Here is a 24,496-nt window from a genome sequence, read left to right on the forward strand (position 1 = left end):
CTCCCGCCGAAGCGGATCCGGTGTCGACGACCGGACTACGCGCGCTTGCGCAGCTTCCGTCGTTCGCGCTCGCTCATGCCGCCCCAGATGCCGAACCGCTCGTCGTTCTCGAGCGCGTACTCGAGGCACTGGGAGCGGACCTCGCACGAGGTGCAGATCTTCTTGGCCTCGCGCGTCGAGCCGCCCTTCTCCGGGAAGAACGCCTCGGGGTCGGTCTGCGCGCACAGCGAGTCGACCTGCCAGGCGAGCGGGTTGTCCCCCTGGTCCTCGCCGGCACGACGGACCCCGGGGACGCCGAGGTCGACGGGGTCGACGTGCCAGTCGTCCGGGACGCCGGACCGGAAGTCGGAAGCGTTCACCCTGATCACCCCTTGCTCCACCGCTGAACGGTCGTGTTGGCCACGGTCGCGGCGAGCGCCGCAGCACTAATTACACAGGTGTGATTCGCTGAGGTCAAGTCGGCGGATCATAAAACCGTCGACCTCGTATCGAAGGTCATGTCCCCCGTTCTGGCGTGTCGCGCGGCGCGTCGTCCGTGGTGTACAGGGCCGCCGGACGGCGGTCAGGAGGCGTTCCGGCGGGCCTCCCAGGCGCTCGTCACCATCTCGTCGAGCGAGTGGCGCATGGCCCAGTCGAGGTCGCGCGCGGCGAGTTCGCCGGTCGCGACGATGCGTGCCGGGTCACCCGGACGGCGGGGCGCGACGGTGGGCTCGAAGTCGATCCCGGTGCCCCTGGCCATGGCCGTCATGATCTCGCGCACGGACACACCGTCACCGCTGCCGAGGTTGTACGCACGCTCGAGCCGGTCCCCCGCGTCGAGGCGCTGGGCGGCCACGGCGTGCGAGTGGGCGAGGTCCGCGACGTGGATGTAGTCACGGACGCACGTGCCGTCGGGCGTCGGGTAGTCGTCGCCGTTGATCCGCGGCGTCCGTCCGGCCAGCAGCGCGTCGAACACGAGCGGGAACAGGTTGTGGGGGCTCGCGTCGTACAGATCGGGTCCACCGGAACCGACGACGTTGAAGTACCGCAGGCTCGTCGTGCGGAACCCGGCCGCGACCTCCATGTCGTGGAGCAGCCACTCGCCGATGAGCTTCGACTCGCCGTACGGGGACTCCGGCGCCTTCGGGGTGTCCTCGACGACGACGTCGACGTCGGGGGTGCCGTACACCGCCGCGCTCGACGAGAACACGACCCGGTCGACACCGCGGTCCGCCATCGCACCGAGCAGCGTCGCCATGCCGGTGACGTTCTGCTCGTACGTGTGGAGGGGACGCTCGACCGAGACGCCCGCGTACTTGAACCCCGCGACGTGCACGACACCGGTGACACCGTGCTCGTCGATGGCGTGCCGCACGAGGTCGCCGTCGAGGATCGTGCCCTGGACGAACGGGACGTCCTCGGGGACGAACGACGCGAACCCGCTGGAGAGGTCGTCGAGGGCGACCGTCTCGAGCCCCGCGGCCCGCAGGGCGCGTACGACGTGGGAACCGATGTACCCGGCACCGCCGGTGACCAACCAACTCATGGCGCTACCGTACCGGGACGGCGCGCCCCGACCGCGGCTCAGGCGGGGGTGGCGATGAAGACGGTGGCGGTGCCGCCCCCCGCGGCGTCGGTCTCGACGGTGACCGTGCCCTCGTCGGGCGTGACGTAGCAGGACTCCCCCCGGCGCAGCATGGTCGCCGACCGTGCTCCGACGAGGGTCGCGGCGCCCTCGGTGCAGATCGCGATGGACGGTCCGCCGAGCGGCACGACCCCGCCGGCGCCCAGCCCGGCCGTGGCACCGGCGCTCGACACGCGGACGAGTGCGAACCCGACGCCCGCGGGTGCGAACCGGTCCACACCCGGCGCGACAGGCTCGGGCGTGAGCAGCGGCGGCGGCCCCGGCGTGAAGTCGAGCACGTGCAGCAACTCCGGCACGTCGACGTGCTTCGGCGTCAGACCACCGCGCAGGACGTTGTCCGACGGCGCCATGAGCTCGATGCCGAGGCCCTCGAGGTAGGCGTGGATGTTGCCCGCCGGCAGGTAGAGGGCCTCGCCCCGGGCGAGCGAGACCCGGTGCACGAGCAGGGCGACCGCGACGCCCGGGTCGTCCGGGTACGACGCGGCGAGGTCGACGACGGTCGCGGTGTTCGGCGTCGGGTCCTCGACGGCGGTCGCGAGCTCCCCGAGCACACGCACGAGGGAGCGCGCGTCGTCGTCCGCGGTGACGAGCCAGCGGACGGTCTCCTCGAGGCCCTGGTCGCGCAGCCGGTCGGCGAGCGGCGCCGTGCGACCGGTCCCGCCGTCGATGCGGACGATGTCGGCGAGCGCCTCGTCCACCGGGCGGAACCCGCTCAGGGCCTCGAACCGCTCGCTCAGCGCGACGACGAGCTCGGGCTTCGGGTACGGGTCCTTGTAGTTGCGCTCCGCGGCGTCGACGGGGATCCCCGCCGCCTCCTCGCGCGCGAACCCGTCGCGGGCCTGCTCGGGCGTGGGGTGCGCCTGCAGTGACAGCGGTGCCGCGGCGGCGAGCACCTTGAGCAGGAACGGGAGGCCCTCGGCCCCGCCACCGAGCGCGGCGTCCGGTTCCTCGCGGATCCAGTCGGCGAGGGTGTCCGCACCACCGACCATCGCCGGGTTCACCACGACGCTCGGGCTGCCCGGGTGCGCTCCGAGCCAGAGTTCGGCCTGCGGCTGACCGGTGACGGTGCGGCCGAGGAGTTCGGGGATCGCGGTGCGGGAGCCCCAGGCGTAGTCGCGCGGGGTGTTCGTGATACCGAGGAACATGGTTCCGACCATATCGGCAGGGGCCGACGGCAGTGGTCCCGGGCCCGCGGCCCGGTAGCCTCGTCGTCGTGACGAACACCTGGCCGTGGACCCGCGGACGCGTCCCGGAGCGTGAGGCGTTCGGCTTCGCCGCCACCGTGCTCTTCATCGTCTTCACCGGCGACGGCATCCCGAACACCATCAGCTGGATCGGATGGGCGGTCGTCTGCGCCGGCGCGGGTGCCTGGGGGGTCGCGATCGCGATCCGGGCCCGGCCGTCGTTCCGGCGCACGCCGAACGCCCTGTGGGTGTACATCGCGTGGTGCCTCGTGAGCGTCGCGTGGTCGCACTGGCGGGTCGCGACGACCGCGAGCATCGCCGCGCAGCTCCTCTGCGCCCTCATGGCGGTCGTCATCGCCTCGACCCTGAGCTGGCGGCGGATCCTCGACGCGCTGAGCCTCGCAGTCCGCTGGGTCCTCGCCCTGTCCCTCGTGTTCGAGGCGGTCGTCGCGGTCCTCGTCCGCCACCCCGTCTACCCGGTGTGGACGCACTACGGTGGCCGGCACGTGCCGGCCGCGTTCGCGTTCTCGCGGGCGGAACTGTTCACCGGCGGACGCATCCAGGGCCTCCCGGGCAACGCGAACCTCCTGGCCATGGTGGCGTTGCTTGCCGCGATCGCGGTCGGCGTGCAGCTCGCCGAGGGGCGCATGCGGCGCGTGCGCGCGACCGGCTGGCTCTCCGTGGCCGCGGTGGTGTTCCTGCTCACCCGCTCCTCCACGGTGGTGGCCGCCGCGGCCGTGACCGCGCTCATGCTCGCCGGTGCGCTCGTGATCCGTCGCGTGCCCACCGGACGACGGACCCCGCGCTACCTCGCCGGGCTCGCGATCGCGGTCGTGCTCGCCGGCCTCGTGGCGCTGCTCTGGCGGCCGGTGCTCGCGCTGGCGGGCAAGAGCCCGGACCTGACCGGACGCGGGGAGATCTGGCGGGCGGTGTGGGGCCTCGTCGAGCAGCACCCCGTGCTCGGGTGGGGGTGGCTCGGGTACTGGTGGCCCGCCATCGAGCCGCTCAACCACCTCGCCGTGCGCAACGGCGTCACGTACCTGCAGGCGCACGACGCGTTCCTCGACGTCTGGATGCAGACCGGCGTCGTCGGGGTGGTCCTGTTCGGCCTCGCCGTCCTCACGACGCTCGCGCGGTCGTGGGCGAGCGCCACGGCGTTCAGCTACGACGCCGACCACCGCCCGCGGGCGTTCGCGCCGGTCTCGCTGCTCGCCCTGCTCGTCGTGGTGGCGCTCCTCGTGCAGAGCGTCACGGAGTCCCGGCTCCTCTACGAGGGCGACTTCATCCTCTTCGTGCTCGTCGCGGTGAAGACCCGGATCGTCGCCGTCGGCGACGAACCGCCGTCGATCGGGGACGGACCGCGTGTGCCGGTCCGCAGCCGGTCCTTCCGTCGTGCCGCGGCCGGCCGCTGACCCGCGACCGGCTACGGTTGACGCCGACCCCGCCCCCGTCCGAGAGGACCCCATGACCGCGCCGGCCGTCCTGCGCTCCCGTCCGCACCCGCTCGAGGTCGTCGGCATGGTGCTCGCCACCGTGCTCCTCACGGTCCTGAGCGCCGCGGACAAGCTCACCTGCTCCAAGGGCGTCTTCGCCTCGAACGGCGCGAGCACCGACCCGTACCAGGACGTCGTCCGCAAGGCCTGCTACTCGGACGTGCTGTCGCTCTGGGGCAGCCGGGGGCTCATCGCGCACCTCGTGCCCTACGTGCACGGGACGTACACGGCCGACCCGCCGGCGGTCCACGGCGGCACGGTCGAGTACCCGGCACTGACGGGCCTGTTCGTCTGGCTCACCGCACTCCCGGTGTCCACCGACGTCGGGTTCCTGCTCGTCACCACCTGCGTGTTCGCGGTCGTCGGCGTGCTCGTGACGCTCCTCCTGGTGCGTGTCGCCGGTCGGCGGGCCTGGGCCTGGGCAGCGACGCCGCCGCTCGCGCTCTACGCCCTGTACAACTGGGACGTCTTACCCGTGCTGATGACCGCGCTCGGGATCGCGCTCGTCGTCGCGGGCCCGCGGCGCTGGTCGCCCACCACCCGCGTGCTCCTCGCGGCCGCCGCGTTCGGCGTCGGCGGCGCGCTCAAGCTCTACCCGATCATGTTCGTGCTCCCCCTGGCCCTCGCGGTGCTCACCGACGGACGCCGTCGGACGATCGGTCGGCGTCTCCTCCGGGCCCTCGCGCCCATCGGCGTCGCGGTGGGGGTCGTCGCGGTCGTCAACGTCCCGCTCGCGGTCGTCAACTTCACCGGGTGGTTCTCGGTCTTCCGGTTCCAGGCCGCCCGCAACATCGATCGCGCGACGCTGTCGATCTGGTACTGGGGGCTCCGCCCGTGGTCCGACGACGGCACCGAGCACATCCAGCACCTCATGAGCGCGGCGTCGACCGCCGCGACCGCCGTCGGCATCGTCGTCGTCGTGGTCGTGAGCCTGCTGCTCGCACGCGGCGGTCGGCCCTACCCCTGGCTGCAGACGAGCGCGGCGCTGCTGTGCGTGTACATGGCGTTCAACAAGGTGGACTCGCTGCAGTACACGCTCTGGCTGCTGCCCTTCTTCGTCACGGTGCGGATCCGCGTCGGTTGGATCGCCGCGTACCTCGTGGCCGACCTGTGCGCGTTCGTCGGGTGGTTCCGGTGGCTGTACTACCTGACGCTCGGGCATCCGGCCGGGACCACGTGGGCCGACCAGGCGCTCGCACTCGGCGTCTGGGGACGGGCGGTGCTGCTCGTCTGCATGGTCGTCGCGTTCCTGGCGTCACCGACGGCGCGCCTGCGGGGCACGGCGGACCCAGCGCTGCCGGAGCGCGGCTGGACGGACCGAGTGGCGGACACCGGGGACGGCGGCGCCCACGCGGAGCTCAGCGGCGCCGACGCCCGAACCGGCGCTGCAGTCCCCACTGCGTGACCCGCGCCATCGCCTCGAGCACGATCGCCCGGCTCATCTTCGAGGTGCCGAGCACGCGGTCGCGGAACTCGATGGGGCGCTCGACGATGCGGCCTCCCGCGTCGTGCACCCGTAACGTCATGTCGACCTGGAAGCAGTAGCCCTTCGAGTCGATGGTGTCGAGGTCCATCTGCGAGATCGCGTCGGCGCGGTACACGCGGAAGCCGGCGGTGATGTCGTGGACGTCGAGCCGCAGCATCCACCGCGCGTACCAGTTCCCGCCGCGGCTCAGGAGCTCCCGCGACCGCGGCCAGTCGACCACCGATCCCCCCGTGACCCAGCGCGACCCGATCGCCAGGTCGACGCGGGCGGCGGCGGGCGCGTCGGCGACCGCACGGACGAGGTCCGGGAGCGCGGACGCCGGGTGCGACCCGTCCGCGTCCATCTCGACGAGCAGGTCGTACCCACGCTCGATCCCCCATCGGAACCCCGCGACGTAGGCGGTGCCCAGGCCGAGCTTGCCGCTGCGGCGCATCAGGTGCACGCGATCGTCGCCCGCCGCGATGGCGGCCACGATGTCCGCGGTGCCGTCGGGGCTGCCGTCGTCGACGACGAGCAGGTGCGCCTCGGGCACCACCCCGAGGACCCGTTCCGTCACGGCGGTGATGTTCTCCGCTTCGTCGTAGGTGGGGACGATGACGAGCGGACGGACGGACGACGGCATGGTGCGGACGGACTCCTCGGACGCGAGCGTGGACGGTCGAGCGTATCCCATGCTCGGTCACGCGCCCGGGAACGGCCGCCGTGCCGCGTGGTCCGGGCCGCGGCGCTCCGGGTACGAGATGATTGGTCCGTGAGCTCAGCACCCGGACGCCGTGTCCTGGCGCGCCGGTACGTGTCCGCGTGGATCGGGTTCTCCGCCGGCGGCCGGTTCTCGCAGGCGCTCGCGACCGTGATCGTGGTGTTCGCGTTCGGGTCCCCGACCGTCCACGTGCTCGTCGGCGCGGCCGGCACCGGTGCGGTCCTCGTGTCCCTGGTGGTCCTGGCCGGTCTCAGCCTGCTCGGGCAGCGCTACCGGATCGACTGGCACGGCGTGCTCCCGTTGAGCCTGCTCGGCCTCGTCGGGTACATGGCGCTCAGCGTCCTGTGGAGCACGTACTCCTGGTCGTCCCTGCGCGGGTTCGCGTCCACGATCGGGTTCGTGTCCCTCGGGCTGTACCTGGCGCTCGGACGCGACCTCGTGCAGGTGGTGCGCGCCTCGGGCGACGCGCTCCGGATCCTCGTCGTGACGTCACTCGGGCTCGAGGTCCTGAGCGGCCTCGTGCTCGACGTCCCGATCCCGGCGCTCGGGATCACCGGCGACATCGCCTACGGCGGCCCGATCCAGGGCGTCGGCGGCACCCGGAACTTCATGGGGTTCATCGCGGGCATGGCGCTCGTGACGTTCGTCATGGAGATCCTCACGCACAGCGTCACCCGGTGGCGGGGCATCGCGTCGGCCGCGCTCGCCCTCATCACGCTCATGCTCGTCCAGTCCCCGATCACGGGCATCGCCATGATCGCACTCGCGGTGGCGGCGCTCGCGATCGTCGCGCTCCGCCGGGCACCGCTCCCCCGCCGTCCCGGCATCAACGCGGCGCTCGGTGTGCTCCTCCTCGCCGCCGTCGTCACGGGGATCGCGCTGCGTCACCCGTTGCTCCGCGGGATCGGAGCGGCCGAGGGCACCGCCACCCGCATCGCCCTCTGGTCGCGGATCCGGATCCTCATCGAGGCGTACCCGATCCAGGGCTGGGGCTGGGTGGGCACCTGGCCGACCGACGTGTTCCCGTTCGACACGCTGCTGACCGAGTCGGGTCGCCCGTTCGGTTCCGGCCTCAACGCCCTCGTCGACGCCTGGTTCCAGATCGGGCTCGCGGGCATGCTCGTCCTCGTCGCGACCGCCGGACTGGCGTTCGCGCGTGCCTGGGTCACCGCCACGACGTTCCCCGGGGTCGCCTACGTGTGGCCCGCCGTCGTGCTCGTCCTCATCGGCGTGACGAGTGCGGCCGAGAGCTACCTGCTCCACGGCGCGGGGTTGATGATGTTCGTCACCGTGCTCGTGATCACCGCACGACGCCGGTCCTGGCGCTCACGCCTCCGGCGCCCCTGAAGCCCGTGCACCGGTGCCCCCGCGGCGTCCGCCGGTGCGTGGGTGCACGCGCCGTGGGTGCACCCGTCGTCGGCTAGTGCTCCAGCCAGGTGCACGGCACTGCGGCCACCCACCCGGTCGGGGCCTCGAGGAGTCGTGCCGGCTGCGCGGGTCGGACGTCGCACTCCGCGGTCCACGCCGTCACCTGGTCCGACCACAGCGGCCCGGCCTCGCGCTTCTGGCCGTCGACGGGCGCGTTCAGAGCGAACGCCACGGCCACCCCGGCGGCGACGACTCCGGCCACGGCGAGGAGGCCGACCCGCAACACCCGACGCCGTGCCGCGACCGCGCGGGCCGCGAGGACGTCGGCGGCGACGAGGACCGCGGCGAGCAGGAACATCGAACTCGGCGCACCGTAGCGGATCGTCCAGACGGTCCGCAGCTGCGCGGTCGTGTACTCCGCGTACTCGTAGACCGTGTTGGCGTTGAGGTACACCGACCCCGCCCAGACGAGGAGCGAGCCGTACAGCAGCACGACGATCGCGCCGCGCTGCCACCAGCCGCCGAGCACCACGCCGAGCACGAGCAGGGCGAGGACGAGCAGCGCCGGCACGACGAGGACCACGAACCCGTGGATCGCCGCCTCCGTCCCGACGTCCGCGATGTTCCACGTCGCGGTGCCGCCGACGACCTCGAGGAGGTAGCCGACGACCATGTCGGCCACCGAGACGGGCACGTGCTCCGAGGCGGTCCGCGCGTTGGACAGCGTCGTCAGGACCTGTGCACCGGTGCCGATGACGGCACCGGCGACGACGGGCCACTTGCGACGTGAGCGGATCCCGACGAGGAGGACGGGCAGGAACGCGATCGACTGGATCTCCGAGAGACCGATGAGCACCGCGACGACCGCCAGCACCCCGGAGTGCCACCACGACCGGACGACGACCCCGAACACCCACGGGGCGAGGAACAGGAGGTACGAGTGGATGTTGGCGGCGTTGCCGGAGATCTCGATCGGGGCCAGCGGGAGCAGCACGGGCACGAGACCGAGGAGCACCCGAGCCACCCAGGACCGGACGACGGCGCCGGACAGGACGAACACGCCCGCGCCCGCGGCCGCGGCGACGGCACAGCAGAGGGCCGTGTCGACCTCCGCGAAGCGGCCGGGTGACGCCACGTGCTCCGCGAGGGCGATCACGGCACGCGGGACGACGTGCAGGTACCCCTGGTAGGGCACGAGGAGCGACCCGACGGTGCCGTGGGTGAACAGGTCCTGCAGGAAGAAGCGGCCGTCCTCGGCCCAGAGCGTCCCCCGGCTCTCGGGAGTGAGCCGGAACCACGCGACGAGCGTGCCGACCGCCCACAGCGCCACGGCGCCGATCGCGACGACGACAGGGTGGACCGTCCGGTTCCTGAGCACCGCACGATCATGCCAGACCGCTCACCCGCTCCGTCGCCACGGCACGGCGAGCGTGCCCCGCGGCCTCACCCGCGCGGGGCGGGCCGGTCTCCGGCGGCCGCACCCGCGCACGCCGCGGTCAGCGGACGGTGACGGTGCTGCAGCCGAGCGTCGGGTTGCTGCCGCCGGTCGCGTCGATCGCGTAGACGCACACCCGGTGGCTGCCCTTCGCGGCCGGGACCGTGGCGTCGAACCCGTGCGCCGTGCCGATCCCGCTGAAGGAGCGGGCGACGTCCGGTCGGCTGGTCGACGCGGTCAGCGCGGTCGCGCGGGTGTCGACGTACACGTGGACCGCGATCGACGTCGTCGGTGCGTCCGGATCGAACGTCCACCCACGGACGTGGACGCCGCCGGTCACCGCCGCGACCTGGTCGAGGCTCCCCTTCGGGGCCTGGTTGACGACCGAGACGGTCCGACAGCCGAGGCTGGTGTCCGATCCGGCGCCCGTGTTCACGGCGGTCACGCAGACCGTGTGCGACCCGTTGCCGGCCGGCACCGATGTCGAGAACCCGTGTGCGGCCCCGTACACCGGGTAGAGCCTCGCGACGTCCGAGCGTGACGCGGAGGCCGTCACCCGCTGCGCCTTCCCGTCGACGGTCACCGTGACGGCCACCGGACCGGTGGTGTCCCCGTCGAGGGCCCAGCCCGCGACCGCGACCGAGTTCGTCGTGGTGGTCACGCCGTCGAGCGACCCCGTCGGGCTCGAGCCCGGGACGTGCACGGTGCTGCACGACCCGATGAGCGCGTTCGAGCCCTCGTCGACGTTGATGCCGTAGACGCACACGGTGTGGGTGCCGGCGGTCGCCGGGAGCGTCTCGTCGAACCCGTGCGCGGACCCGAGCCCCGAGGCGCGACCGACGTCGGACCGCGCGCCGGACGCGAGGGTGGTCGTGTGCGTGTGGTCGACGTAGACGGCCACACGGATGGAGTCCGACGTCTGGGGATCGAGCGTCCACCCGCGGACGCGGATGCCGCCCGGCGACGCCTGCGCCTGATCCACCGCCCCGATCGGGGACGCACTCGTCACGGTCAGCGTCCGGCACCCGAGCGCCGTCGTCTGGCCGCTGCCCACGCCGACCGCGGTCACGCACACCTGGTGACTCCCCGCGGCGGCGGCGAGCGTCCCGGAGAAACCGTGGTCCGAACCCCGACCCGGGTAGGCCCTGCCGACGTCCGCGCGCATCTGGTCGGCCGTCATCGTCGTGGGGCTGCCACCGTCCACCGTGACCCGGACCCGGATCGGGTCGTCGACGTCGCCGTCCATCGCCCAGCCTCGGACGCTCAGCTCGTCGAACCCGCCGGTCGCCCCGTCGAACGACCCGACCGGCGACGCCGCGCCGGCCGTCGGGTCGCCGAACCAGTCGTTGTACAGGCGCCAGAAGTTCCGGTTGCCGTACGCCGAGCACGCGTCTCCGGTGCCGTAGAGGTTCGCCAGCGCCGCCGCGTTCGGCGTGTACGGCGTGTAGTAGTAGAGGTCCGCGGTCGCCTGGTCGGTGATCGTCACCGACTTGGTGCCGCACGAGGTCGGGACGTCGTACTGCACCGCGGCCGTCGTGCCGGGTGCGTACCAGGTGAAGTACTTGCTCGTGCCGGCGGGGTTCGCGTACCGCTTCCACTGCCAGGCGGCCCAGTACACCTGGTTGCCGACCCCCGAGTACGCCGGGTCGCAGGCGCCGTTCGTCGTGTCCGGGCAGGCGTAGCCCATGGCCCGCGAGAGCACGCCCGACGAGGGCTTCTGTGCGGTGCTGCCCGACACGAGTCCCTGCTCCTTCTGCAGGGTCACGAGGATCACCTTGGGGCTGATGCCGCACGCGACCGCCACCCGGGTGATGATCGTCGCCGCGCTCAGGCCCGATCCGCCGGTGACCGCCCCGCACATGGGGTCGGCGGCGTGCGCGTTCAGCGACGACGTGCCGACGTTGAGGCACGAGGTCGACTTGCACGTGCCGATCTGGTCGTCGAGGAACGACTGGACCGCCGACGCGGACATCGCGTCCCCGTCGAAGAAGTTGGCGTCCGAGATGATGTTCCCCGCCTGGAACGCCGACCCGCTGAGCGCGCGGGCGGCTTCCTCCCCGGGCGAGCGCGGTGCGACCTGGAACCCGACGAGCACGGTGGCCAGGGCGAGCACCGCCATGACCGTCGCCAGGAGCTTGTTCACGTCGTCGGTCTCCTCTTCGCCGGTGGCGTCGGTGCTGGTCCGGTCCGCGGGCGCGGCGATCATCGGATGGGGTCGCATGACCACATCAGGTCCTCAGGGTCACTTCAGGCTACGGGAACCACTCCAGTCACACAGCCCCCGATCCGTCCCCCGAACGGGCGGCACGACGGAACGGCCGGGAGGCTCGACACACCTCCCCGACGCCGCTGCGGCGGGAGGGTGTGCTCAGTCCGCCTCGAGGAGCTCCTCGACCCGCCGACGGTCCGCACGGGTGGCACCGTCGCCGCGACGGGCGCGACGGGCATGGCGGACCAGGCCCGGGGCCTCCCGGACGAGACGCCGCCACTGCGCGGGCGTGAGCTGTGCGCGGTCGGGGCGCGCGAGGTCGAGGAGGGCGCGCGCCGTGGTCCGGAGCACCACCCGCAGCGTCGTGCCGGCCGTCGCGTTGCGCAGGACGACCGCGAGCCGGTTCCGGATGCTCTGGTAGCGGACCAGGGGTGAGTCGCTGCCCGAGCTCGCCGCGTGCCGGTGGACCACCACGGCGTGCGGCGCGTGCCCGATGTCCCACCCTGTCAGGCGCAGCCGCCACGACACGTCGACGTCCTCGTAGTACATGAAGAGGTGCGGATCGAACCCGCCCGCCTGGTCGAGCGCCTCGCGACGGATGAACGCGGCGCCGCCGCTGAACCCGAACACGGGGGTCGTCTCGCGCGGCCCCTCGATCGGGGCGAGCCAGTCGCGGTCGCGGCCGTTGCCGCTCCGGGACAGCACGACGCCCGTGCCGTTGACGAGGTGGACGCCGCCCTCCGAGCGCCGCCAGCGTGCCCCGTCGGGCGCGACGAGGTCGTCGGGGTCGCGGCCGTCCGGGTCCGGGTCCGGGCGGAAGGTGCCCTCGAGCAGGGCGGTCGCGGCGACCGCGGCGGTACGGGGTCCGGCCGCCTCGAGCGCGGCCACGCCGTGTGCCAGGAAGCCGTCGTCGGCGACCGCGTCGTTGTTGAGCAGGGCCACGACCGTTCCCCGTGCGGCCGCGATCCCGGCGGTCACCCCGCCCGCGAACCCGCTGTTCCGGTCGATCGGCACGACGACCACCCGCGGCAGGTCGCGACGGAAGCGGGCGACGTCGGCGTCGCGGGCCTCGTTGACGACGAGCACCACCTCGACGTCGTGCTCGCTGCGCTGCGCGAGGACGGACTCCACCGCGCGCACGGTCAGGTCGGCGCGGTGCCAGTCGACGACGACGACAGAGACGAGCATTCGACCATCATCCCGCACCACCGGCGGTCTCCACGGTCCCGCGCCGGGCGGCTGGCTATACTCGCCACGGCCAGTGCGCCACGACCGCCGTCGACATCTGGAGATCCCGTCTTGACCGTCACCACCACGGGCACCGTGTCCGTCGTCATCATCAACTTCCGCGGCACGGACGACACCCTGGAGTGCGTCGCGCGGTTGAACGAGGTCGACTGGCCCGCACGCCAGCTCGAGATCGTCGTCGTCGAGAACGGCTCCGGCGACGACAGTGCGACCCGCCTCCGGGCGGCCCTCGGCGACCAGGCGAACGTCAAGCTCGTCGTGTCCGACGAGAACCTCGGGTTCACCGGCGGCAGCAACCTCGGCGCCCGCACGGCGACCGGCGAGTTCGTGGCGTTCCTCAACAACGACGCCAAGCCGGACCCCCAGTGGATCCGCGAAGGGCTCGCCGCGTTCGCCGCGAGCCCCCGCATCGGCGCGGTCGCCAGCAAGGTCCTCGACTGGGACGGCACGGCGATCGACTTCGTCGAGGCCGGGCTGACCTGGTTCGGCATGGGCTACAAGAACCACACGACCGAGCCCGACGACGGCCGGTTCGACCGCGAGAAGGACATCCTCTTCGGCACGGGGTCGGCGCTCCTCGTGCGCCGGGCACTGTTCCTCGAGATCGGCGGGTTCGACGAGGACCTGTTCATGTTCTACGACGACGTCGACCTCGGGTGGCGGCTGAACCTGTACGGCTACCGCGTCCGCTTCGCGCCGAACTCGATCGTGTACCACAAGCACCACGGCTCGATGAAGAGCTTCGGCGAGTACCGCGAGATGTACCTGCTCGAGCGCAACGCGCTGCACATGCTCTACAAGAACCTCGACGACGCCAGCCTCGGCACGATCCTCCCCGCGGCCCTCGCCCTCCTCGCCCGTCGCGCCGTCGCCAAGGGCGAGCTCGACAGCGAGTCGTACGACCTCCGCCGCTTCACCGGGGCACCGGACGAGCACGAGCCGACCACACCGGTGTCGAAGGACACCGTGGCCGGTCTGTTCGCCGTCGACCAGTTCGTGGCCGACCTGCCGAAGCTCCGGCAGAGCCGGGCCGAGGTGCAGTCCCGTCGGGTGAAGACCGACAAAGAGGTCTTCCGGCTCTTCGGGAACATCTTCCACCCGCTGTTCGGCAACGACTACTACCTCGAGGGCTTCACCGCCATCCAGGACGCGTTCCAGGTGAACCGGCCGATGATGCGCAAGCGCGTCCTCATCATCACGGGCGACGCGCTCGGCGAGAAGATGGCCGGCCCGGGCATGCGGGCGTGGAAGATCGCCGAGGCGCTGAGCGAGCACAACGACGTCCGCCTCGTCACCTGGAACGTCGCCAACCGGGCCTCGGACCAGTTCGAGGTGCACCGCGTCCGTCTGCAGGACGAGCGCGCGATGAAGGTGCACGAGGAGTGGGCCGACGTCATCTTCTTCCAGGGCTTCGCACTGCGGCACTTCCTGACGCTGCAGGCTTCGAACAAGATCATGGTCGTCGACCTCTACGACCCGATGCACCTCGAGCAGCTCGAGCAGGGGCGCGAGATGGGCGACGCCGCGTGGCGGAACCAGGTCCTCGTGACAACCGAGGTCGTCAACGAGCAGCTCCAGCGCGGCGACTTCTTCCTGTGCGCCTCGGAGCGGCAGCGGTTGTTCTGGATCGGGCAGCTCGCGGCCGTGGGTCGCGTGAACCCCGACACCTACGCGCAGGACGAGAACCTGAAGTCCCTCATCGCGATCGCACCGTTCGGCATGGACTCGACGCCGCCGCAGCACACCCGCAAGGCGATCCGCGGTGTCGTGCCCGGCATCGGCGAGGACGACAAGGTCGTCATCTGGGGTGGCGGCATCTACAACTGGTTCGACACCCCGACCCTGGTCGAGGCCGTCGCGAAGGTCGCCGAGCGCCACGACGACATCCGCCTGTTCTTCCTCGGTGTCGCGCACCCGAACCCCGACGTGCCCGAGATGGCCATCGTCGCGAAGACCCGCGAGATCAGCGAGAAGCTCGGGCTGACGAACAAGCACGTGTTCTTCAACGAGCAGTGGGTCGCGCTCGACGACCGCCAGAACTACCTGCTCGAGGCCGACGCCGGCGTCTCGACGCACTTCGCGCACGTCGAGACGACGTTCTCGTTCCGCACCCGGATCCTCGACTACATGTGGGCGAACCTGCCGATCGTCACCACCGAGGGCGACAGCTTCGGCGACCTCGTGGCCGCCGAGGGCATGGGCGTCTCCGTCCCGGAGCGTGACGTCGACGCCCTCGCCGACGCACTTGAGGCGATGCTCTACGACGAGGCCGCCATCGCCGAGGCCCGAGCACAGGTCGCCCGGGTCCGTGCGGACTTCACCTGGGAGAAGGCGCTCGCGCCGCTCATCGAGTTCGCGCACGACCCGTACCCGGCTCCCGACCGCGCGAACGCCGCTGTCGAACGGGAGCGCACGGGCGGAGGCGTCGTCATCCCGCAGATCGGCAAGTCGCGCGAGCAGCGGTTCCACGAGATCGCGAACAGCCGACACGGGCTCCGCCGCGACGTCATGCTCGCGAGGCACTACCTGACCGACGGCGGCGTCCAGGAACTCGCGGGCAAGGTGCGCAACCGTGTCTCGACGATGCGCGCGAGCAAGTACGGACGCTGAGTGCGTGGCGGTGCCGGCCGGATCGGCGCGAGGTATAGTTTCCTGTTCGTCCGACGAGTGAGGTACACATGAGCACGACCATCGCCGACCGGACCGTCGCCGACCGAACCGTCGCCGACCGGTTCGCCCGTCTCCGCACGGAGCAGCTGGTGCCCGCGGGCCGGACCGCCGGGGGTACCTGGGGGTCGGTGCGCGAGATCCACGGTCAGCGCCAGCTCCTGGACCTCCTGATCCGCCGCGATCTGAAGTCCCGCTACAAGGACAGTGCACTCGGGTTCGCTTGGTCACTCATCCGGCCGCTCGTCCAGCTGGGGATCTACTGGCTGATCCTCGGCAAGATCCTCGGCTCGTCCCGGGCGATCCCCGAGTTCGCCATCTACGTGTTCGCCGGGCTGACCCTGTACGGACTGTTCAGCGAGATCGTCTCCGGCGCGACCGGCTCCGTCGTCGCGAACGCGGGCCTCCTCAAGAAGGTCTACGTCCCGCGCGAGATCTACCCGCTCTCCGCGGTGGGCGGCGCGCTGTTCAACTTCGGGATCCAGATGGTGATCCTGCTCATCGCGACGGCCGCGTTCCGGTCCTTCCCGATGAACGAGGGGATCCTGTTCTTCTTCCCCGCCACGCTCGTGATCCTGATCTGGGCCACCGCCATCGGCCTGCTGTTCTCGGCACTCAACGTGTACCTGCGGGACATGGCCTACCTGGTCGAGGTCCTGATGATGCTCTTCATGTGGGCGTCCCCGATCGTCTACTCGTGGCAGATGGTGCACGACCGGGCGATCGCCGCGGGGATCAGCTGGATCCTGCCGATCTACGAGAACAACCCCGTCACGCTCGCCATCCTCGGCTTCCACCGCGCCTTCTGGACCGCCGGCGGTCCCGAGCAGTACCCGGACCACATGCTCCTCCGCCTGGTGATCGCCGGTGTCGTGGGACTCGTCGCGCTCTTCTTCTGCCAGCGGGCGTTCGCCCGACTGCAGGGGAACTTCGCACAGGAGATCTGAGTCCTCGGGACCGAGAAAGGCAGCACATGTCGATCGACAACGACCTCATCGCCCCGAGCGAGACCGAGGACGCCGTGTTCGAGGACGCCCCGACCGTCGTCAGCATCCGGAACGTCTCGAAGCGCTTCGTCATCCGGAAGGACAACTCCCTCAAGGAACGGATCGTCACGCTCGGTCGCGCCGGGCGCCGACACAGCGAGAACTTCTGGGCCCTCAAGGACGTCAACCTCGACATCCCGGCCGGGACGACGATCGGGCTGCTCGGGCCGAACGGATCGGGCAAGTCGACCCTGCTCAAGGTGATCGGCGGCATCCTCGAGCCCAGCACGGGGTCGGTCGCTCGACGCGGGCGCCTCGCCGCGCTCATCGAACTCGGTGCGGGCTTCCACCCGGACCTCACCGGCCGCGAGAACGTGTTCCTCAACGCCGCGATCCTCGGTCTCACGCAAGAGGAAGCCGAGGAGAAGTTCGACGACATCCTCCGGTTCAGCGGCATCGGCGAGTTCATCGACACGCAGGTGAAGTTCTACAGCTCGGGCATGTACGTCCGGCTCGCGTTCGCCGTCGCGATCCACACCGACCCGGACGTCCTCCTCGTCGACGAGGTCCTGGCCGTGGGCGACGAGCAGTTCCAGAAGAAGTGCCTCGACAAGATCCGCGAGTTCCAGCAGCAGGGTCGGACGATCATCCTCGTCAGCCACTCCCTCGGGCAGGTCCAGGAGCTCTGCGACCACGCCGTCGTCCTGCACCACGGCGAGGTCAAGTTCCAGGGGTCCGCGCGGCACGCCGTCAAGAACTTCCGCGAGATCCTCGAGGGTCGCCGCGTCGCCGAGGCCGAGGCCGCGGGCGAGGAAGCGACGCCCGGCAAGGTCGAGCGCGTCGAGATCGCCGCGCCGGGCCGCGCCCCGGGCGAGGAGCTCCAGCCGGGCGACGACCTCGTCATCCGGATGACCGTGTCCCACACTTCGCCGCTGGAGGAGTGGAACTCGGGGTTCAAGATCGAGAACCAGCACGGCCACCTCGTGTACGGAACGGACAGCCGCAAGATCGGCTTCACGCACCAGCCGTTGCACGGTCGGACCATCGTGGAGTACCGGCTCCGGGACATCCAGTTCGGTGGTGGCCCGTACTTCATCCACTGCTTCCTCGCCAAGAAGACCGGGGAGCACATCGCGATCCTGCGCGAGGCGGCCCGGTTCGTCATGGCCGACGACGACCGTCACGCCGGGATGACGCGGGTGTCGACCGTCGCACGCGAGATCCCCGCCTGACGGTGGTCGACCTCCCGGTCCTCGTCGACGCGACCAGTCTCCCGCCGAACCGCGGAGGCGTGGCGCGCTACATCGTGGGCCTGTTGCGCGGCCTGGCCGAGGACGGCGTGGCGGTGGGTGTCGTCGTGAAACCCGACGACCTGTCGTGGCTCCGATCGGTGGCGCCGTCGCACCGCTACGCGGTCGCGCCCGCCGCCGTGGCGCGTCGTCCGGTCCGACTGCTCTGGGAACAGGTCGGGCTGCCGCTCCTGGCCCTGCGGGCGCGGGCACGGGTGCTGCACTGTCCCCACTACACGTTCCCCCTCGCCGCTGGCCGCAGGTCCGTCGTCACGCTGCACGACGCGACCTTCTTCAGCGACCCCGACGCACACGGGGCCCTGAAGCGCCGGTTCTTCCGGCTGTGGACCCGACTCGCCCGCCGTCACGCGCGGGCCACGGTCACGCCGAGCGCCGCGACGGCTGCGGAGATCGCCCGCTTCGTGCCCCACACCGCGGTCCCCAACGTCGTCGCGCACCTCGGCGTCGACCCTGCCGTGTTCCACGAGCCGACCTCGGAGGCCGTGCGCTCCTTCGCGGCCGAGCACGACCTCGACCCGAGCGAGGGCTGGGTCGCGTTCCTCGGGACCGTCGAGCCCCGGAAGCAGGTCGCCGCCCTCGTCGCCGCACACGCCGAACTCCCGGACGCTCCCCCGCTCGTCGTCTCCGGCGGCCTGGGTTGGGACCCGACGGCTCGGGACCTGCTCGAACGCGCGGGGAACCGGCCCGGCGCCCGCCTCCGTCACCTCGGTTTCCTGCCCAACGACCATCTCGCCGCGTTCCTCGGCGGCGCGACCGTCGTGGCGTACCCGAGCACCGGCGAGGGCTTCGGACTCCCGGTCCTCGAGGCCATGGCGTGCGGTGCCGCCGTCCTGACGACGCGCCGTCTGGCGATCCCGGAGGTCGGAGGCGACGCCGTCGCGTACGTGGAGCCCACGGCGGACGCGATCGCCGCGGGTCTCGCGGGCCTGCTCGCCGACCCGGCGCTACGCTCCACCCTCGCCACCGACGGCCGACAGCGTGCGCAGACCTTCACCTGGCGCGCGTGCGCTCGCGTGCACGAGGAGGTCTACGCGGCATGACGACGACCGAACGACGCACGGCCCACGTCGGGATCGTGACCGTCAGCTACAACTCCGGCCGCTACCTGACCGACTTCCTCGCCTCGACCGGTGCGTCGTGCTCCGGCCGGGTCCCGGTCGTCGTCGCGGACAACCGGTCCGACGACCTGGCCGGGCTCCGCGCGGCGACGGAGGCGAGCGGTGCCGTGTTCCTGGAACTCGGCACCAACGCCGGGTACGGCAGTGCGGTGAACCGCGCCGTGGCCGCGCTCCCCCCGGACGTCGACTGGGTGCTCGTGTCGAACCCGGACGTCGTCCTCGCGCCCGGTTCCGTCGACCGCCTCCTCGCGACCGGCTCGGAACGAGCGGACATCGGCGCCGTCGGCCCGGCGATCGTCGAACTGGACGGGACCGTCTACCCGTCAGCGCGCGCCGTCCCGTCGCTCCGGAACGGGCTCGGCCACGCGCTGTTCGCTAACGTCTGGCCCCGGAACCCGTGGACCGCCCGGTACCACAGCGACCGCGACGGCGCCCGACGACGCGACGCCGGCTGGTTGTCGGGGGCGTGCCTGCTCGTGCGCCGCAGCGCCTTCGAGCGCATCGGCGGGTTCGACGAGCGCTACTTCATGTACTTCGAGGACGTCGACCTCGGCTACCGGCTCTCCAGAGCCGGCTTCCGGAACGTGTACGAGCCGGCGGCTCGCGTCACGCACGTCGGGGCGCACTCCACCCGTGGCGTGTCCGAGCGGATGCGCCACGCACACCACGCGAGCGCGTACCGGTTCCTCGCCTCGAAGTACCACGGGTGGTACCTGTGGCCGCTGCGCGTCGCGCTCAGGCTCGCCCTGGGTGTCCGCAGCAGGATGCACGGTTCGACCATCTGACCACGTCGGCCTCCCAGGCCGACCCGACACCTCCCCGGGACTCCACCGATGAAACTCGCAGTCACGCTCATGGTCCGCGACGAAGCGGACGTCATCCGACCGTGGTTGGACCACCACCTCGCACAGGGCGTGGACGTCTTCGTCATCACCGACAACGGATCGGTCGACGGCACCCGCGAGGCCCTCGAGGCGTTCGCGGCGTCCGGCGTCGCCGAGGTCGACCTGCGACACGACCCGGTGCACCGGAAGCAGCAGAGCGAGACCGTGACACGGATGGCCCGCGAGGCGCACACGCTGCACGGTGCCGACTGGGTCGTCAACGCGGACGCCGACGAGTTCCTGTTCGCCAAGGACCGCAGCCTGACGCTCCACGAGGTGTTCGAACGGCTCGACCCCGCGGTGAACGCGTTCGTCGTCCCCGTCGTCAACATGGTCGGTCCCCTCGCTCGGCGCGGCGGCGGTCTGTCGCGGCTCCTGTGGCGCGACGAACGCTCCGCGTCCGAACTGCACGCAGCGGGCCTCATCTCGCAGCCGTCGGGGAACGCGATCCACGTCGGACACCCGGACGTCGCCGTCGTCCAGGGCAACCACCTCGTGACCATCCCCGCGGGCGAGGCCCCCGCCGAGGACCTCGCGCTCGAGGTCCTGCACTTCCCCTGGCGATCGTGGGGGCAGTACGAGCACCGCGTCGAGATCGCCGGTCGCGCGTACGAGGCGAACCCCGACCTCAACCCGAGCCCGAACCACCACGGGATGCGTGACTACCGGCGCCTCCAGGAGGGCGTCCTGCTCCACTACTACGCGCTCCGCCACGTCACCGAGGCGGAAGCCGAAGCGGGGCCGTTCACCCGGGACGACTCCCTCGTCCGCTCGTTCGCCGACCGCGGGACGCCGCTTGCCGACGGCGAGGACGAGGTCGTCCCGGAGGACGAGTTCGTCGACCTGCGCCGGGTCGGAGCCGCGTTGGCGGCGCGCGATGCCGAGGTCGACCGCCGCGAGACCGAACTCGGACGCGTCCGCGAGAACGTGCGGCTGCTCGAGTCGACGGTGCAGCACCAGCAACTCCGGATCGACGCCGTCGAGCAGCTCGCGAACCACCGGGAGGCCGAGCTCCAGCGCATGCGGGCGCGGCGCGTCGTGCGTATGGCCGACCGTGCGGGCGACGTGGCCCGGTCGGTCCGGTCGCGCATCCGCGCGCACTGACACCCGCACTGACACGCGGTCGTCCTCGCTGCGACGCGGAGGTGCCGGAGACGCGGAGGTGCCGGAGACTCCGGAGACGCCGGAGACGCCGGAGACTCCGGACGCGACGCTCAGGCGCCGTCGGGCCGTCCGCCGTGGTCGGCGTGGACGTCGGACTCGGAACCCGCGTCGACACCGACTGCCGGCGGCCGCCGGAGGCGGAGCACGACGGCCGCCACCACCATGAACGCGAAGACGACGAGCGAGACGACGTAGTCGCCACGCGTGGCGGTCAGCGCGATCGCCGGGCCGACCGGGGTCACGAGCCCGACGGCGCTCGAGTAGGCCACGACGGCGCAGATCGACCAGAGCACCGTCAGGACCGTGCCCGCGATGCGCCCGAGCGCGGTCAGTCCGATCGCCCCGACGATCGCGGTGACCGGGACGAGCGGGAGCGCGTAGCGCGTGTTCGGGGCGCCACCGCCCATCACGAACCGGACCTCGAGGAACACCGTCAGCACGACGACCGCGACCATCATCGCCGCGATCCACCACCCTGCCGGGACACCCCAGAGCGGCCGCCCGACGACCCCGGCGGCCTCGGTCGGCTGGGCATCGGCGGCGGCGGAGCCGTGACGGCGTCCGCGTGCACGCAGCGTGCGGACGAGGACGACGACACCGACGACCGCGGCGAGCACGAGCGGTGCGAGGAGCAGGACCCACGTGAGCGGGCTCGTCGTCGGCAGGCCGGCCCGGTACACGGCGAACAGCTGCTCCCAGAACCCCTTGTCGGTCACGACGGACGACGCGGTCCGGTCGTGCCGACCGAGGTGCGCCGCGGCCCAGGCCGGGTGGCTGCCGGCGACGTTGCCGGTGAGCGCGCGATTGCGGAGGTAGAACCACCCCGCCCCGAGCGCGGCGACGACACCGACGACGACGGCCGCCAGCACCCGGCGCCCCCACGCCCCGCGCGCGGTGACGGCACGGGTCGGCGCGACGAACAGGGCGACGACGAGGCCCAGGAGGAAGACGGCGAACACGAGCCGACTCAGCATGCCGCCCACGCCGACGAGCGCCGCGGCGACGACGAGCCGCGTCGTCAGGCCGGTCCGCAACGCCCGCGCCGCCAGCCCGATCGCGAGCGCGCAGAACGTGACGTTGACGAGGTCGTTGTAGATCGCGCCACCGACGAGGATGAGCATGCCGGTCGACGCGGTGGCGAGCGCGGCCACGACCGCGACGACGCGGTCCCCCGGACGCACCTGCCGCGCGGCCCACCACGTCGCGAGCACCGTCGTCCCCGCGATGAGCGCGTCCTCGAACCGGCCGGCGATCACCGCGATGTAGAGGTGGTTGCCGTCGATGAGCGGTCCGACCACGGGCGCGAGGAGCGCGTAGAACAGCGGCGGGTGCTGCGAGACCCACTGCACGGGCGGGACGGCCCCGAAGGCGGGGTGGAACTGGATCCCGCGCTCGAAGACCGGGAGGTGACCGTGCCACACCTCGTAGGCGTAGTCGAGGTGCGCGGTCTCGTCGGCCGTCGACAGCGGCCCGTTGCTCAGCGCACGGGCGACCGAGGCGAGCACGACGAACACCACGGCGGCGACCAACCCGGCGACCTCGAGCCGCGCGTCCCGCCGCGCCCGTCCCTCCCGGCGTCGCTCCCGCGTCGCACTCCGGGGTCCCTCGGCCCACGACTCAGCTGCGGACACGGAGGACCTCCTCGATCAGGACGGCGGCTCGACGGTCGAACGAATGGTGTTCGGCGAACACCGCGGCACGCGCCGATCGGATCATCTCGTCGCCGGGTTGCGCGGCCGCGACGACGCGCCGCAGGTCGTCCGGACCGCCGGCCGTGACCACGACGCTCGGTCCTGCGACCTCGCGGATGCCCGGCACGTCGTCCGACACGACGATGGCCCCCGTGGCGGCGGCGTCGAAGAGCCGGTTCGACAGGAACCCACCGTCGGCCATGTCGGGCCAGTGGTCGTTGAGCACGACCCGAGCGCTGCGGTAGGCGTCGGGCAGGCGGTCGTTCGGGAGGAACGCCCCGCGGACCAGGGGCGCCACCGGTGTCGCGTCCCACCCGGATCCCCACACCGTCAGGTCGAGGCCGGCCGCCACCGCGTCGGCGACGACCGGCCGGACGGTGTCGCGGGTCTTGCCCACGAAGAGGACGTCGCTGGCGAGTTCGGGATCGGACGGTCCGGGTGCGAACCGCGCGGGATCGGTGGCCTGGAGCAGCGTCCGGACGGGCAGTCCCGTCCGGGCCGCCGTGGCGTCCGCCCACCGAGCGCCCGCGGCGAAGCGCAGGTCGAACCGGGCGAGCTCCGGGTCGGTGACGAGGTCGGGGTGACTGATCACCCAGAGCACGTTGACGGCGCCGGGGACGACCGGGGTGTCGTCGAGTCCACGGAGCACGAGGCTGACGTCGTCGAGGTGCTCGGAGCGTGGACGGACGTGCCGGTCCCGCGCGTCGACCACGACCTCCTGACCTGCTCGCCGCAGGGCGGCCGCGAGGTCCTGGGCGAAGAACAGGTCGCCCCAGTCGTCACCGCGGGGGCCGGCGTGGGCCGCGATCTTGAGCGACCAGCGCAGACGGACGGCGCGATCGGTCGCGTGCACGGCCCGCACGAGCCACGGCACGGGGACGCGCAGCGCGACGGGACGCCCCGCAGGACCGGCGTCGACGCGTGCGATGGCGAGCCCGCGCGCGGCGAGGGTCGTCGGCGTCCAGGCGTCCGCTCGGTCGTCCCACCCGCGGACGACCGCCTCGGCGTCGGTGTCGAGGCGCCGCGGTGTCTCGCGCGCGTCCCGGTACACGCGTCCGACCGGCACGGCCCGCACGGCACCGCCGTGCACGTCCGCAGCGGCACGTGTCCAGGCGGCGAGCGTGACCTGTGCGTCGATCGTGCGCGGCGGAATCCCGACTGCGCTCGTGTGGACGGCGAGGACGGGTTCGTCGGCGGCGAAGACCACCGTGCCCGCCTCGCCGACGTCCTCGACCGGGAACCCCTCGAGGACCGGCCACGTGGGCCACCCTGGACGGATCAACCCGGCACCCGCGCTCGCGACGAGGTCGTCGCGGGTGCGCACGACCGCCTGGACCACCGCGGTGTCCGGCGTGAGCGCGTCGAGGAGGCGTCCCCACGCCTCCGGCTCGGCGTCGAGCGCCGCGTCGACCACGAGCAGACGCGCTCCGACCACGGCCGGGAGCGCGGCGGCGAGGGCGCCGCCGACCGTCGCGTGCACGCGCTCGTCGACGCCCTGCCACCCCTGCGGGACGCGCGGTACGGGATGTGCGGTGGCGGGTCCGGCGTGGACGTCGTACGTGGCCAGGAGCACCTGCGCGGCGTCGACCGACGCTGCGGCCGCGTCGAGGGCGGCGGCGCGGTCGGCGAGCGACGTCCGGACGTCGGCGAGCACGAGGACGGTGGTCACGTCGGCGCGGAGCGCCGCATGGTCCACGCCGCGCTGGTCGATCTCCGTCGCGATGCCGAGCACGACGGGTGCGTGCCCCGCGTCGGGTGGGCTGACGTCACGACCGGCCAACAGGCGTCGAGCGACACCCGCAGCGACGCGAGCTGGTCCCCGGGTCAGCGCCATGCGTCCGAGGGTAGTGCCCGCGCGCCGCCGACACCGTTCCGCTCACGACCTCCGCTAGGATCGACAGCGCTGTCCAGAGCCCGAGGTGTTCCGAA

The 24,496-nt window shown here is 72.1% G+C and carries 18 protein-coding genes; 9 read left to right on the forward strand and 9 right to left on the reverse strand.

What is annotated here, in order from left to right; translation table 11 throughout:
- Positions 1-35 precede the first annotated feature (35 nt).
- The 3 genes from DEI88_RS10335 to manA form a co-directional block, all read right to left on the reverse strand.
- Positions 36-359, reverse strand: coding sequence for a WhiB family transcriptional regulator (locus DEI88_RS10335; RefSeq protein ID WP_111009635.1), 324 nt, complete (start codon positions 357-359; stop codon positions 36-38).
- Positions 360-562: 203 nt separating this feature from the next.
- Positions 563-1,525: a UDP-glucose 4-epimerase GalE gene (gene galE, locus DEI88_RS10340; protein WP_111009553.1), complete on the reverse strand. Its 963-nt coding sequence runs from the start codon at positions 1,523-1,525 to the stop codon at positions 563-565.
- Positions 1,526-1,563: 38 nt separating this feature from the next.
- Complete coding sequence (gene manA, locus DEI88_RS10345; protein WP_111009634.1) at positions 1,564-2,769, reverse strand: mannose-6-phosphate isomerase, class I; 1,206 nt, start codon at positions 2,767-2,769, stop codon at positions 1,564-1,566.
- Positions 2,770-2,837: 68 nt separating this feature from the next.
- On the opposite strand from manA, the gene DEI88_RS10350 reads away from it, so the two are divergent.
- On the forward strand, positions 2,838-4,220 hold the full coding sequence (locus DEI88_RS10350) for an O-antigen ligase family protein (protein WP_146246011.1): 1,383 nt from the start codon (positions 2,838-2,840) through the stop codon (positions 4,218-4,220).
- A gap of 52 nt (positions 4,221-4,272) precedes the next feature.
- Positions 4,273-5,706 carry a glycosyltransferase family protein gene (locus DEI88_RS10355; RefSeq protein WP_111071379.1) on the forward strand — a complete coding sequence of 478 codons (1,434 nt, stop codon included), beginning with the start codon at positions 4,273-4,275 and terminating at the stop codon, positions 5,704-5,706.
- Here DEI88_RS10355 and DEI88_RS10360 read toward each other — a convergent pair.
- On the reverse strand, positions 5,660-6,409 hold the full coding sequence (locus tag DEI88_RS10360; RefSeq protein ID WP_111036640.1) for a polyprenol monophosphomannose synthase: 750 nt from the start codon (positions 6,407-6,409) through the stop codon (positions 5,660-5,662). The genes DEI88_RS10355 and DEI88_RS10360 overlap by 47 nt on opposite strands.
- Positions 6,410-6,538: 129 nt before the next feature.
- Here DEI88_RS10360 and DEI88_RS10365 point away from each other — a divergent pair, with 129 nt between their 5' ends.
- Positions 6,539-7,834: an O-antigen ligase family protein gene (locus tag DEI88_RS10365; protein ID WP_111026185.1), complete on the forward strand. Its 1,296-nt coding sequence runs from the start codon at positions 6,539-6,541 to the stop codon at positions 7,832-7,834.
- Positions 7,835-7,907: 73 nt separating this feature from the next.
- On the opposite strand, the gene DEI88_RS10370 is transcribed toward DEI88_RS10365, so the two are convergent.
- The 3 genes from DEI88_RS10370 to DEI88_RS10380 form a co-directional block, all read right to left on the reverse strand.
- Positions 7,908-9,233 (reverse strand): hypothetical protein, encoded by a 1,326-nt coding sequence (locus tag DEI88_RS10370; RefSeq protein WP_111036595.1) that lies wholly within the window; start codon positions 9,231-9,233, stop codon positions 7,908-7,910.
- A gap of 118 nt (positions 9,234-9,351) precedes the next feature.
- The gene (locus DEI88_RS10375) at positions 9,352-11,511 is read right to left on the reverse strand and encodes a hypothetical protein (protein ID WP_146246010.1); all 2,160 of its coding nucleotides are present in this window, start codon (positions 11,509-11,511) and stop codon (positions 9,352-9,354) included.
- Positions 11,512-11,658: 147 nt separating this feature from the next.
- A complete protein-coding gene (locus tag DEI88_RS10380) occupies positions 11,659-12,687 on the reverse strand; it encodes a glycosyltransferase family 2 protein (protein WP_111071377.1) in 1,029 nt (342 codons plus the stop codon).
- Between the two features lie 111 nt (positions 12,688-12,798).
- On the opposite strand from DEI88_RS10380, the gene DEI88_RS10385 reads away from it, so the two are divergent.
- From DEI88_RS10385 to DEI88_RS10410, 6 genes are all read left to right on the forward strand, one after another.
- On the forward strand, positions 12,799-15,357 hold the full coding sequence (locus DEI88_RS10385) for a glycosyltransferase (RefSeq protein ID WP_220038112.1): 2,559 nt from the start codon (positions 12,799-12,801) through the stop codon (positions 15,355-15,357).
- A 68-nt stretch (positions 15,358-15,425) separates the two neighbouring features.
- Positions 15,426-16,361: an ABC transporter permease gene (locus tag DEI88_RS10390; protein ID WP_111009546.1), complete on the forward strand. Its 936-nt coding sequence runs from the start codon at positions 15,426-15,428 to the stop codon at positions 16,359-16,361.
- A 26-nt stretch (positions 16,362-16,387) separates the two neighbouring features.
- Complete coding sequence (locus DEI88_RS10395) at positions 16,388-17,632, forward strand: ABC transporter ATP-binding protein (RefSeq protein WP_111071376.1); 1,245 nt, start codon at positions 16,388-16,390, stop codon at positions 17,630-17,632.
- Between the two features lie 2 nt (positions 17,633-17,634).
- Positions 17,635-18,750: a glycosyltransferase family 4 protein gene (locus DEI88_RS10400; protein WP_111071375.1), complete on the forward strand. Its 1,116-nt coding sequence runs from the start codon at positions 17,635-17,637 to the stop codon at positions 18,748-18,750.
- Positions 18,747-19,613: a glycosyltransferase family 2 protein gene (locus DEI88_RS10405; protein ID WP_111071374.1), complete on the forward strand. Its 867-nt coding sequence runs from the start codon at positions 18,747-18,749 to the stop codon at positions 19,611-19,613. Before DEI88_RS10400 ends, DEI88_RS10405 begins: the two co-directional genes overlap by 4 nt.
- A gap of 48 nt (positions 19,614-19,661) precedes the next feature.
- Entirely contained in the window at positions 19,662-20,816 is a 1,155-nt protein-coding gene (locus DEI88_RS10410; protein WP_111036598.1) for a glycosyltransferase family 2 protein, read from the forward strand.
- A 110-nt stretch (positions 20,817-20,926) separates the two neighbouring features.
- Here DEI88_RS10410 and DEI88_RS10415 read toward each other — a convergent pair whose 3' ends face one another.
- Together DEI88_RS10415 and DEI88_RS10420 are read right to left on the reverse strand one after the other, a co-directional pair.
- Entirely contained in the window at positions 20,927-22,507 is a 1,581-nt protein-coding gene (locus DEI88_RS10415) for a glycosyltransferase family protein (protein WP_111071373.1), read from the reverse strand.
- Positions 22,494-24,401 carry a glycosyltransferase family protein gene (locus DEI88_RS10420; RefSeq protein ID WP_146246009.1) on the reverse strand — a complete coding sequence of 636 codons (1,908 nt, stop codon included), beginning with the start codon at positions 24,399-24,401 and terminating at the stop codon, positions 22,494-22,496. The genes DEI88_RS10415 and DEI88_RS10420 overlap by 14 nt, the downstream gene beginning before the upstream one ends.
- Positions 24,402-24,496 lie beyond the last annotated feature (95 nt).

It is taken from the genome of Curtobacterium sp. MCBD17_003 (assembly GCF_003234885.2).
Classification (GTDB): Bacteria; Actinomycetota; Actinomycetes; order Actinomycetales; family Microbacteriaceae; genus Curtobacterium.